This window comes from Lysinibacillus sp. 1 U-2021 (assembly GCF_029916965.1).
In the GTDB taxonomy this organism is placed as follows: Bacteria; Bacillota; Bacilli; order Bacillales_A; family Planococcaceae; genus Lysinibacillus; species Lysinibacillus capsici.
Genome location: NZ_CP123966.1, coordinates 2,899,394 through 2,911,460, shown reverse-complemented (window position 1 = coordinate 2,911,460; position 12,067 = coordinate 2,899,394). Strand labels below are relative to the sequence as shown.

Genomic DNA, 12,067 nt, shown 5'->3' with positions numbered 1-12,067 from the left:
TTAAAAGTCTTATTTAGCTATGTCTTGATAATAGCAAAAAAGTCATTCTTGGTCAACGTTTATTAGCAAATTAGTTATTAATTTAACTTGTTTTTTAAAAAATAAAGAGCAGGAGATATTATTATGGGTACATTGTTGATCGCAATCATCCGTTACTTTAACTACCTACCAGACACACCAGATGAAGAAATAGTCATCACAGACTACTGGCATCAATTTGCTATTTTAGCAGCTAATATTGTAGGTATCATTTTAATCATTACTATCAAATAACACACAAAGGAGAGTATATATGAGCAGTCAATATAGTGTTTTACATCCTAATTATCGAGGAACAAAAAAATTTAATGTTTTAGCATCAACGCAAATTTTAGTTGAATCCGATTTTAACGAATATAAAGGAAATAAATTATCAAATCGTAATGCGTATATAAAATATGGAGATAAGTTTAATAGGTTAATGGTACAGCTAGATGGGGAGGAAACCTTATTAGAGGTTAAAGAGACTTCTTACACAGTCAGAAAAAAGAATTATAGTATCGCTGTAATTGATGTTCTATTTGCATTTGACGTATTTGCAAATAGTGCCGAAGAAGCTGCTGAAAAGATACGTAGAACCTTAGAGGGTGATGTTGTACTCAACAACTTTACATTAATGGATGCTGACACATCGAGAATGGAATTTGATTGTGACATATTGTTATACGAGTTTAGTCATGAGTATTTGATGAAAGAGATCACCGTATATGATGAAGCACCAAAAAAATATGAGCAACTCGCATCATTAAAAGTGTTAGTAAAAGGTGTGCCAGATGCATTCTTTAATAATTGTAACTTTTTGTACCGATCAGAGTGTTTACTAGACAATTATGATTATAAAATCGATAATTTTAATTTGACTATTAAAGGTTTGAAAAAGACTGAATATGAACTGTTACCAGTATCCTTTAAAAAGATAGATGATGATTTAACTGAGTTTACATTTGCTTTCAATTTTGTTGTATACGGCTATAGTGCTGAGAATACAAGCGACGCATTTGAAAGTATTTATACTCCTGACAACACTACAATTAGTGATTTTACATTTATTGATGATGAAAATTTTATTACAACAGAATTTGAAGTAATCGAAATTATCGACACAGTAGTAGAAGAGGTTGCAGAAGAATATGGACAATAGACTTGAAGATATCGAACAATGTTACTCTAGTTTTTTGGATACAGAAACTAAAGAAGAATTTGAAAAGGCTATAAGCGACTTATACAGCGAGTTGCGATCACTGGATGCTTATAACCTTCTCGTTTAAATTAAATTTTTCTTCCTCACCGTCGGCAAAACGAAAGAAGAATAGTCGCACATAACAATGAGGGGTTAACGCCCCTCTCCTATCTAGTATAGTATCACAATCCATTACTTTATGCAAAAAAAAAGGTAGAGTTAAAAAAATTTTGACCTCCACTAGCTACTTACTGAAATTACTATTATTATTTGAATGAGTTTAAGTTTAACTAATCATAAAAAATGTTTTTAGGCTCGACTGTCACTTCTCCAACTTTTACATTATAATATTAATAAGTATCCCAAAATCGAATAAACACAAAAACACTTGCAAAATAATTGGCAAATGTGTTGGTTTTATTCTACCCTATTTTTGAAAGGAGGTAGATTTATATGTGCAGTATAAGTTTTGTTGTTGAAGTAATCATACCATGATACAAAATGGGAGTAAATAGAGTGAGGTAAAATAATCTACACATTTTATATTATTTCACCTTTTGTTACCTAAAAAAAGGAAAAAGAGAAGAAGGAGGAATTAGATATAGTTAAAAAATTAGAATTGGAGTATGTATCAGATGTTGTAAAAGAAGAATATAAGAAATGGAAAGGTGGAGATATAGCATTACTTTACAGTCAGGTGGGTACAGGTAAAACCTATTTTGTATTTAATGTACTCGTGCCATCTTTAAAGCCACCTGAAAAGCTATTGTATGTATGTAATCGCAGGAAATTAAATAAGCAGGTAAAGTACGATTTACTCAAACTACGTGGTGAAAAGCTACCTAAAAATAAGAAAGAAGAGGATGCGCTAATTAAGCGTGAAATATTCGGAAACATACATATATTAAATTATCAACGACTGGAGTCATTTCTAAATTATGGAGAATACGATGTAACATCATTCAAGTACATAGTGATGGACGAAGCTCATTATTTCTGTGTTGATACTGCTTTCAACCATAAAACGTTTCTAAGTAAAAAAGCATTAATTGATAGTAAATTAAGCAATACTGTAAAGGTTTTAATCAGTGCTACAATCAATGATTTACTACCATACATTAATAAAAAAACGTATAACGAATTATATTCATATTCAACTGGATCGGATTTTAGCTATTTAAATCCTCAATACTTTACAAAGTCTAAAGACATCATACAGCTTATCATCAATGACCAGACGGACGATAAATGGCTGATATTTGTAACAAGTAAACAAAGTGGAGATTACATACGCAGGACACTAGAAGAAGCTGAAATTGACGCAGTATTTACACATAGCAAAACGTCAACGAATTACATAAAAAATGAAAAATTTGATGAAAAAGTTTATATCTGTACTAAGCACCTTGATAACGGTGTAAACATCACAGATAACAAATTGAAGCATGTAGTAGTCATGGCTTATGACGAAGTGACATTCATTCAAGAGGTTGGCCGTTGTAGGGTAGATATTAAGAAGGCTAGAGAAGTAAATTTATATTTACCTACTTTTAGCAAAAAGAATTTTAAAAAGAAGATTGACTATAACTACAATCGTCAAATTGCATTTGTAGATGAATTTAATGTAAATGTACAAGCATTTCATGCAAAGTATAAAAACGATCACCTTAAAGTGCCAAATACTTTATTTGTATTGGATGAGTTAAATCAATGGATACTCAATGTAGAAGGTATTAATCGCTTACACAAAGATAAAAAGTTTGCAGAAGAAATGATTAATTATTTCGAGAATGGATATGGGGAGTATGAAGGTAAAGATTTCTTTGCATACATAAAGGTGCAGCTAAGTTGGTTGGGGTTACAAAATACTTTTGATCCTGAAAAATTAATTAAAAATGTACCATCAAACCTAGAAGTAAATCAATTATACATAACAATCAAAGCATTAGTAGGTAAAAAAATGTTTACTGAAGAACAACAGGTACTTTCGAACATAATACTCAATCAATTAGTGACAATCGAGACAAACGTAGATTATCGTACTAAAAAGTTAAATCCTAAAACGTTAGAGTCCATATTACGTGACCAGTTAAAATTACCATTTGCTGTATCTAATCCTAAACAAGAAAGTAAAGGTGAGATGCGAGGTAAGAGGTACATAGTGTTAAGTGAAATTAATTAGATGTGTCACAAATTCCCTATAATTATTATATATAAAAAACTTAGTAAAACTGTGACAAATAATAAAAAATACATAAAAATATTACGACAGATTAATTGTTCAATGCGAACGAATAGTGAGTATTGAATGATTAATATGGCGAAGGCGATACTTTTTAGTTGTTAGTAGAGCAAATTTGCGAATAGCAAGTTTAGCGATACTTACTACTTAAAAGTATAGACTATTGTTTTGACCTTAGATTCTTATCTTAGTTAAAAGTGTAGGTACTAGGCAAATAGAACAGGTAACTACAAAAGGAGGAATTATTATTTATTGTGTGATTCAAAAAGTAAAAAAGAAGAAGCCTAATCAATATGGCGCACGTAAAGAAATCAAAGTTACAGAGACAACTTGGTCATTTAATGGTGAGAGTAAAACATCATACGGTTATACATATAGTGATGAACGCTTTGAACGTCCTGTTTTAGATGCTTATAAGATTAGTATACATAAATCATATCGAGAAAACGGAAATGTTAAAAAGAAACAATGGGTTATCTGTACAATGGGCTACTATGATTTTCTTGATAATTGGTACGGTGACTACTATATGCAGGATAGATTAAATACTTGGTTAAGAGAAATGGAAATTACTGAAGATGAATTTTACGAGATTATAAATAAAAAAATTGATCCATTGAATCGGCAAATTGAAAAGGAATTTAAGCAAACTGAGGAATATAAAGCCAAAATACTGCACAAAGTTAAATTAGACGAACATAGAAGTGCTGAGGCAGCATTCGATAAAGAATATGGTCAGGGAGAATACAAGTATTGCTATGATGTATTTGGAAAGCTTCGAAATCCTGAATACTTGGAAGAATTAAAAATCAAGAAGAAAGCTCAAGAGGAATATACAAGACGTAGTTACGAGGAAAGTTTTAAACGTACCTACAGTAATTATTCGAGTGGAGGAAACAATAGTTACTCATTTACTTCACAAAGTACCTACACAGATGATGAAAAGAAACTACTTCATGAAATTTATCGAATGGCATCTAAAAAGTTTCATCCAGATGTATGTGGTGATAATGGTGGGAAAATGAAGTTTTTGACGAAGTTAAAAGAGCAATGGGGATTGTAAGTACTATAACGAGCCGATAAGTAACTACATATTATAAACCGTTCAATACGGACTTTTTAAAATAATAAATACATAATCAAATCACAAAAAGGAAAGGGAGTATTACATGTCAAAAAAAGAAAATAAAGGGATTTACATTAGAAGTATTCAAGCTTCAAAAGCATTTGAGCATTCGGAGAGAGAAGGATATTTTAGCGCAAAATATAATGGTATGATTCCATATTCATTGCAAACAATTAAATTGGATAATGTAAAGGGATTTAACAAAAAACAACTAATTATGGAAGGAACCAAAAAAGAACCTGTTAATTGGAAATACCTTAGCAATTCATTAATCAATTTAAAATTCGATAATAAGGTTAAGAGTGGAGCTGAAATTCTTCCTAAACTCAAAATTAGCTTAAATAAGAAAAAAATTAAAAATTATCTCGTGAAGGCTACTGATGATGAGAATAAGATAAAAAAGTTAGAGGAATCAATAGAAAATCTAGAGAAATATATTGAACGTATTGAATCTGAAATTAAAGAAAAAAAGTGGGAAGAAAAATCAAAAGGTATTCTACGTTCATACTTATACAAGAATGGATTTACAGTTACTACCGAAAAAAAGAATAAAAGAACAGGTGAAGTTAAGAAAAGTAAAACTACATATGTATTATTTCAGAGAAGCAGCAGTAAAAGTAGAAAAGGCGAATGTTTGTTTATTAATAAAGATTTATTAGAACCTATGCAAAAATGGTCACGAATGGGATTAACATTCAAAGAGAATGCCCCGACAGATATCGTGAGTTTACGAGCGTATGAAAGTTTAATAGGTTCAGGGTTAGAGTCAACAGTACATATAGATGTAGATAATATTTTACTTGTAGATGATGTTAAATCCATTTTCGAACGAAAAGTAAAAGTTGTAGAAACTGAAAAAAATGGAAAGTTAGAAGTAAATTATAGAAATAAAAAAATAGAAAACGACATATGGGATGGAGAATCATTGCTCGACCATGACACCTTTTTTGAGGGGAAAGATTATTCGTTTATCCTGCTACGGCAACATATGTTTAAATCTGCTGGATTTTCGTTCAAAATACAAAAATTTTTAAGAGATAAGGCGAAAGAGTTAGGTATTGATTTTGATACTTGGATTATAAGAGATATGTACGGTAATCCCATTTTGGCTAGTAATGTAAAAATGATAACTACTCCTAATAGTTGTAAATTTTTAAAGTTTGCATATTTAAAAACAGTTGATAAATTTTATACAGATTATAAAGAATTATCCGATAAGAAAAAATTTAAAGCTGAGAAAGCAATGTATGAACATTGGAAAAAAGCCGTTAGAAAAGATGGTCAAATATTTGGAGTGTGCAAGCATGAAAAAGAATCATCCCATTCATTTTTAGAGGAAGATAAAGATTCGGTAAACCGCCTTTCATACCAGATTTTAAATACTTTAATTGCCACGAAAGAGGATATCAAAGTATTGGCTTTAGATGAATTGAATTACATAGAACAATTAAAAAATAATATTGACGTTTTTATTGATTACATTGATAAAACGTCTAATGATAACAACTCAAATCAACTATACATAAATCTATACAAAATAAATAATGAAACGCAGTATACAAAAATGTTCAAAAAGTTTCGTGCTACTCAAGTAAATAGTTATATAAAAAAATTGAAAAGTGGCTCTATTAAAATTAAGGATGCAGACTACACTGTGATGTGTTCAAACCCAATTGAGTTGGCATATCATGCACTAGGGTTGTTAGATAAGGAAGCTTTAAAACCAATCACATTAAAAGGTGATGAAGTTTACACTACACTATTTCCTTTTTGTGATGATGTAGTAGGGCATCGAAATCCACATACTTCACCTTCAAATTTATATATGGCTAAAAATACATACAATAAAATGATTTCGGATTACATGCCAATAACCAAAAACGTGGTAGTAGTCAATGCAATTGAAACGTTGTTGCAAGAAATTACCAGTGGAAGTGACTTTGACAGCGACAGCTTGCTCTTATCCAATAATAAAAAGTTAATTGAATTGGGAGAGGTTGCTAAAGAAAAGTACATGACGGTTGTAAGTGGGATTAAACCAAAGCAAGCTAATGATTACTCATATTCACCAGAATCTATGGCAGAAGCAGATGAGAAAATTAGTGTAAGTGGTCGTTTAATAGGAGAAGTAGCAAACTTAGGACAATACGCTGTATCAATACATAACTTTTATCGAAATTTAAATTATAAAAATATCGCAAAAGAAATTTTAACTGAAATAGATAAAGTGTGTAGTCTTAGTACTTGTGTGATCGATATGGCAAAACGCTCATTTTATCTAAATATTCAATCTGAAATCACTGGAATTAGAAACAAATTAAATAAATATACAATGGATATAATCATCGTTTCTAAATATAAAGTGAATAAAAAAGCTAAACACAAACTTGTAGATAAAGTGAAGATAATAAAAGTAGAGTGTAAAAGTTTCAAGCATGAAAAGTTTACCATTATAAAACCTAATTTCTTTCGATATGTAGAAGCTGAAAAAATAGAAGAAGAAAGACGATTTAAAAAAGAAAAAAAGGTAAAAGTGATATACGAAAATTATCTGACACCAATGGACTTTTTGCAAGAAGTGTTGAGTGAAATAAAATACGCTAATCGAAGTAAAACAATTGATATGAAGAAATTGCTAAATCCTAATATTAAACGATCAGATTCAAATCGACATCAAATACCAGTGCTTTATAAATTAGGTGAATCTATTAGTAAGAAATTTGACGACATTAACGCTGAAAAATTAGAAATGGAAGATCGAATGGATAGAGCGATTGAAATTGCATGTAATGCACGTAAAGAATTGTCAAAAATGAAAATCAGTTCAGAAACCATATTGACCTTGATTGAGGATATGTACAGCGACACCAATAAATCTAAGCGAAAAGATAAGGTAGAAAAGAATGTACGTTTAATAAATCTCTTATTCGAAACACACCATGATAATTTTGTCAACGTTTTTTCCTGAAATACATCATAATTTCACAGGTAAATAAAATTAATGCCTACAAATCATTGGTGTATATACATTTGCGAGGAATTAAATGTTTAACATATAGTAAGAGGTCAGCGAGTTTTACTTGCTCTCTTGCTACCCACTATTTTCTTCTCCTTTTTTAAAATTTTTAGTAACACATAGTCGATGGATCATTTACTTCGATATCTTGCTTTTGTTTAGCTACTTTTTGAATTTCCTTCAATTAGTGTGTATTTGCGACAGGGAATTTGTATAGATTCTCTGTCCCCCTTTTTCTTTTAATTAATTCATTAAATAAATTAATAAATACGATTGGAGTTGATAACGATGACACCAGATGAGCGTAACAAATTATATCTTGCTATGCGAACTAAAAAATTAAAAGCTAAGAATGTTGCTCAAGAAATAGATGTAAGTGCGTCACTATTAAGTCAATTTTTTAGGCATAAAGCCAACATGAATATTGAGAATGAAAATAATCTAAAAAAATACATAGAAGAATATGAGGGGTAAAAATGAGTATACATAGAATGTTTAGCGAAATGTACAAACATGCAATAGGTGATGAGCAGCTATTAAGATTGTTATTTTATGTGGCTGAGCATAGAGATGATGATGTAACTATTGAGACAGATGCTAGGCCGAATATTAATGGAGATTTTGATGTAATCAACAGTGTGGTCAAATTACGTAAACGTAAAGATGGGGATTTCGATGGTAATCGTTCTAATTTTTTGTTTATCTATCCAGATGTTTTTAAAAACGATTTGACAGGATCATTTAACCCTGCGTTGTTTCATCAATTTACTAATTTTGATGTATACGTACATGCAGATAATCAACATATTGGATTAACGCTAACTAAGATTCTTGATAGATTAGTGGAGTTATATAACAATCAACGAGTCTGGGGAAATAAACCAACATACATTGATTCAACTTCAGTATTAGATGATGAAGAAGGATATAGTGGTGTTCGAATTACTTTTAGGAATAGTTACACACTTTAATGTTTTTATTAAAAGTTTGCAGTATTATACTTATTTATCATAACATTAAAATTTAAAATTACAAGAGGAGAAATAATAAATGGTTGAGTTAAAAGATTTAAAAGAAATCAAGATAGCCGATAAGGTCATTCCTATTAACTGGAGTTACGTACAGTTAAATAACAGAGACATGATGGAGAAAGAAATTATGTCAGCAATTATAGATGCAAATATATACTACCTTATTGACAGTGACCGAAGCAAAAAGCGTAAAGAAGCTAAAGAGTTAGCATTATTACATTGGATTAATCAATTAAAAATAGGTTATTTAAAATTTTTTAAAGAAAACAAATCGTTTGAAGCAATATTCGAGGAAAAGAAATTTAAGTTTTTAGGTATCCAATATCAGATTGAAATTAATGATGGTATTGAAACAGCAATATTTGAAGATATGGCTGCAAAATTAATTGTACCATCGTCAAATTTTGAACATAAAAAATTATTGATTATGGATATTAGCAAAACCATCCATGAAATTCTATTACATGTAACGGCATACGAACATATCCCGCATTATACCCACCAATTTAATGCACTATCTATTCTTCCAATTTTTGTCGATAATGATATTGATACCGAGTTTTTTGGAGGAAATGAAGAATTAATGCTTTCAAAAATTAATATTGGTTGCAACAAGTATAAATTATCATATCAAAATTTAGGAGATAATACATACGGTAACATCGATAAATATCGCAAAAAAATTGAGTTGAACAGTAAAAATAGTCTTGATAATAAATTACACACACTCCTCCACGAGATTGTACATGGCATTTTTAAAGAGTGGGACATTAACGTATCAGAGATATATAAACGCACTCAATTATCAGGCGGAAAAGTTACAGATAAAGACAAGATTATGGAGGAAGAAATTGTTGCTAGATTATCGTCAGGATTAGTAGATGTATTTTTAAATAATGATAATAATCTCTATAACCATTTTTCGTATGTGAAGCCTAAAATCGTTAACTTTAAAATGGGTGATTTAGAGATAAATCGGAGTAATGACGATGACTAAAAAAGGAGTTAATTTAATGATATTAGACACGTATATTGAGTCATATTTGACCACGTTAAAAAGTATATACCCATCCTATGAGGATTTTAAAGAAGAAACAATAATTGCAAAGATTAATACAAGGTATCTAAATGCAAAAGAGGTTAAAACTACACTGGCCACTGAAGTAGCAAAACATTTTAATATTAGTAAAAATGAAGCAAATAAGATTTTAGTAGTAGAAGAATAAAAGGAATAGAGGGGGAATTGTACTGCACTACAAAGGAGAGTTAACGTATTCGGAGTTAAGATATGGAGTATACATACAAGATTTTGACAAGGTGTTAGTCGGTAAAATGCTAATCACGTTGGATGAGTATATGGGATTAGCTTATACCATTCACGAACTAAAAGAAGAAGGTAAATTGGATCAGATGATTGAAATTAATAATCTGGATAACTTACAACAATATGCCGAGATGATGGCATTTATGGCTTTTAAATTGAAACATAATGCTTAAATAAATACATAAAAATTTAACCTAAAAAATTTAAAAAAGGAAATGGAGACAATAATTATGCAAATTAAAAAATCTATTTATACATCTAAAGAATTACAGAGGCTTAAGTAGTTAGAGCGAATACTAGAAATTGATATAGGTGATAGTTTTACTAAAATTTACCCGGAAATCAATGTAGATTTAACCAATATTTATGTTATATTGTTATTGAAGCAAAGTTGAAAAGGTGAATTGGATGATTGAATTAGACAAACTATCGCTCGTGTATATGCGAAAGAAACATATTCCTCAGTGGATTCTAGATATCGAGGATAGAATTAAATTAAATGCTAAATATAAAAACATTAGTTTTACAATAAGCGGTGGAGATATGTATGCTAACAAAGATAGGGATATTGTAATTTCAGCTAAAGACTATTGTGAACATATACAACTAATAAGATATGATTGGTATGATAGATTTGGTTGTAAATATGGAAAAACTATTGAAGGTGCTCAAAGATGGTTTGATGAGCTTCAAGTTCCTCCACCAGAAGAATATTTTAATGATAAATTTAGAAATTATGAACTAATGAGCTATGATGAAAGACAAAAGTTGGAAAAAGGTTTCGAGAATTCTTACAAATGGTATGTAAAGTTTAAAATTTACAATCCTCCACATTCTTTTTCTCGCACAGTTCATAATTTTGCTATTTGGTTTTTAATAATTGTGGGGATTACAATTCCTTACACTGTAATGTATTTTTTAGGCATGTTTTTTCCTAACTTAAGCAATACTAATCCCATATTATTTATCGTTGCACTATGTATGAATATTTTTAGTTTTTTAATAGGGAAAGATTATCTTCGAGGAAGATTAAATTGGAGAGATAATTTAGTGGCGTTAATATGGATTAATACTCCAATAATTGCACTACTAATATCTTATGCTTTAATAAATATAATATAATTTTGTTTAACAAATAAAATTTAGTTTAAACACGTAGAAGTTCCTTATTATTGGACTTGCTACGTGTTTTATTTTTTTTATTTTAACCTAAAAGAGGGATAACAAGATGAAATCAGATTTGAAAAATTAGAAGGATGTTGAAGGGGATGGAATGGGAAATGACGTACAGTGTAAGTGAAGTAGTAGATTATCTTCATGATGTTTTTGGTATTGAAGAGTCTGAAATTTACGATGGAATTAATAAAGCGTGTGAACATGGATTAAATAAGAATGGTGAGTTATTTGATTCATTAATGGAATACAGTACGTATTTTATAAAGTCTAAGTTAAGTTTTAACGAAATGATTGAAGTAATGATTACAAAGGAGGTAGGGAATTGATATGAAGTATACACTAGATAAATATGGAAATGTACAGGTTATTAGTGAAGTAAATACGGACAAGTAGTATGTTGAAAAAGTGTTAAGGTGGTGAATGAATATGGAAGAAAAAGAGCTGCGATTAGAGTTAGATATGCTAAGAGATAAGATGAATAGTAGACATATCCGATTTGCTGAAGAATATCACAAAAGTGGTGGTAATGGTACGTTATCGGCTAAATTAGCAGGGTATAGTGATAAGTCAAGTCATAGCCAAGCGAGTCGACTCTTAAAGGATGATAAGATTAAAAAATACATAAGCATTCTTCAGCAATTAGCTTCTAAGCATTTTGAGGTTGATCGTGAGGATGTTATTAATAAACTAACTCAGATAGCATTCGGTGGTGAGCATCCAGTAGGACAGCAAATGGAAGCTATTAAGATTCTCAACAATATGACTGGATGGAATGCACCAAGTAAGCAAGAGGTTCATCATACGATAGATGAGTTAGCAGAACGAACAAAGGATATGTCATTAGATGAATTAAAAGCATATCGCCAACAATACGGCTTAGATATTGAACAATAGCAGTTCGTAATAGTATACTTTCTGGAACGCTTTTTGATA

Annotated in this window: 13 protein-coding genes; all 13 read left to right on the top strand. The window is 30.2% G+C overall.

What is annotated here, in order from left to right; genetic code table 11:
* Window positions 1-123: 123 nt before the first annotated feature.
* Complete coding sequence (locus QH639_RS14965; protein ID WP_281114776.1) at window positions 124-273, top strand: hypothetical protein; 150 nt, start codon at window positions 124-126, stop codon at window positions 271-273.
* Between the two features lie 19 nt (window positions 274-292).
* Entirely contained in the window at window positions 293-1,180 is an 888-nt protein-coding gene (locus QH639_RS14960) for a hypothetical protein (RefSeq protein WP_281114775.1), read from the top strand.
* A 658-nt stretch (window positions 1,181-1,838) separates the two neighbouring features.
* Window positions 1,839-3,401 carry a DEAD/DEAH box helicase family protein gene (locus QH639_RS14955; RefSeq protein WP_281114774.1) on the top strand — a complete coding sequence of 521 codons (1,563 nt, stop codon included), beginning with the start codon at window positions 1,839-1,841 and terminating at the stop codon, window positions 3,399-3,401.
* A gap of 316 nt (window positions 3,402-3,717) precedes the next feature.
* Window positions 3,718-4,524, top strand: coding sequence for a hypothetical protein (locus QH639_RS14950; protein ID WP_281114773.1), 807 nt, complete (start codon window positions 3,718-3,720; stop codon window positions 4,522-4,524).
* Between the two features lie 106 nt (window positions 4,525-4,630).
* Window positions 4,631-7,555, top strand: a complete 2,925-nt coding sequence (locus QH639_RS14945) for a hypothetical protein (RefSeq protein ID WP_281114772.1) — start codon at window positions 4,631-4,633, stop codon at window positions 7,553-7,555.
* 336 nt (window positions 7,556-7,891) lie between these two features.
* Complete coding sequence (locus tag QH639_RS14940; protein WP_281114771.1) at window positions 7,892-8,077, top strand: hypothetical protein; 186 nt, start codon at window positions 7,892-7,894, stop codon at window positions 8,075-8,077.
* A 2-nt stretch (window positions 8,078-8,079) separates the two neighbouring features.
* Complete coding sequence (locus tag QH639_RS14935; protein WP_281114770.1) at window positions 8,080-8,574, top strand: hypothetical protein; 495 nt, start codon at window positions 8,080-8,082, stop codon at window positions 8,572-8,574.
* 79 nt (window positions 8,575-8,653) lie between these two features.
* Window positions 8,654-9,631 carry a hypothetical protein gene (locus QH639_RS14930; RefSeq protein WP_281114769.1) on the top strand — a complete coding sequence of 326 codons (978 nt, stop codon included), beginning with the start codon at window positions 8,654-8,656 and terminating at the stop codon, window positions 9,629-9,631.
* On the top strand, window positions 9,624-9,860 hold the full coding sequence (locus QH639_RS14925) for a hypothetical protein (protein ID WP_281114768.1): 237 nt from the start codon (window positions 9,624-9,626) through the stop codon (window positions 9,858-9,860). The genes QH639_RS14930 and QH639_RS14925 overlap by 8 nt, the downstream gene beginning before the upstream one ends.
* Window positions 9,861-9,966: 106 nt before the next feature.
* Window positions 9,967-10,131 carry a hypothetical protein gene (locus QH639_RS14920; protein ID WP_281114767.1) on the top strand — a complete coding sequence of 55 codons (165 nt, stop codon included), beginning with the start codon at window positions 9,967-9,969 and terminating at the stop codon, window positions 10,129-10,131.
* 235 nt (window positions 10,132-10,366) lie between these two features.
* Window positions 10,367-11,080 (top strand): hypothetical protein, encoded by a 714-nt coding sequence (locus QH639_RS14915; RefSeq protein ID WP_281114766.1) that lies wholly within the window; start codon window positions 10,367-10,369, stop codon window positions 11,078-11,080.
* 146 nt (window positions 11,081-11,226) lie between these two features.
* The gene (locus tag QH639_RS14910) at window positions 11,227-11,460 is read left to right on the top strand and encodes a hypothetical protein (RefSeq protein WP_281114765.1); all 234 of its coding nucleotides are present in this window, start codon (window positions 11,227-11,229) and stop codon (window positions 11,458-11,460) included.
* A gap of 100 nt (window positions 11,461-11,560) precedes the next feature.
* Window positions 11,561-12,028 carry a terminase small subunit gene (locus QH639_RS14905; RefSeq protein WP_281114764.1) on the top strand — a complete coding sequence of 156 codons (468 nt, stop codon included), beginning with the start codon at window positions 11,561-11,563 and terminating at the stop codon, window positions 12,026-12,028.
* Window positions 12,029-12,067 lie beyond the last annotated feature (39 nt).

Coding starts and splice junctions, on each gene's coding strand:
- QH639_RS14915 (WP_281114766.1), top strand. CDS start 10,367: ATGATTGAATTAGACAAACTATCGCTCGTGTATATGCGAAAGAAACAT.
- QH639_RS14965 (WP_281114776.1), top strand. CDS start 124: ATGGGTACATTGTTGATCGCAATCATCCGTTACTTTAACTACCTACCA.
- QH639_RS14960 (WP_281114775.1), top strand. CDS start 293: ATGAGCAGTCAATATAGTGTTTTACATCCTAATTATCGAGGAACAAAA.
- QH639_RS14930 (WP_281114769.1), top strand. CDS start 8,654: ATGGTTGAGTTAAAAGATTTAAAAGAAATCAAGATAGCCGATAAGGTC.
- QH639_RS14940 (WP_281114771.1), top strand. CDS start 7,892: ATGACACCAGATGAGCGTAACAAATTATATCTTGCTATGCGAACTAAA.
- QH639_RS14945 (WP_281114772.1), top strand. CDS start 4,631: ATGTCAAAAAAAGAAAATAAAGGGATTTACATTAGAAGTATTCAAGCT.
- QH639_RS14925 (WP_281114768.1), top strand. CDS start 9,624: ATGACTAAAAAAGGAGTTAATTTAATGATATTAGACACGTATATTGAG.
- QH639_RS14920 (WP_281114767.1), top strand. CDS start 9,967: ATGCTAATCACGTTGGATGAGTATATGGGATTAGCTTATACCATTCAC.
- QH639_RS14905 (WP_281114764.1), top strand. CDS start 11,561: ATGGAAGAAAAAGAGCTGCGATTAGAGTTAGATATGCTAAGAGATAAG.
- QH639_RS14910 (WP_281114765.1), top strand. CDS start 11,227: ATGGAATGGGAAATGACGTACAGTGTAAGTGAAGTAGTAGATTATCTT.
- QH639_RS14935 (WP_281114770.1), top strand. CDS start 8,080: ATGAGTATACATAGAATGTTTAGCGAAATGTACAAACATGCAATAGGT.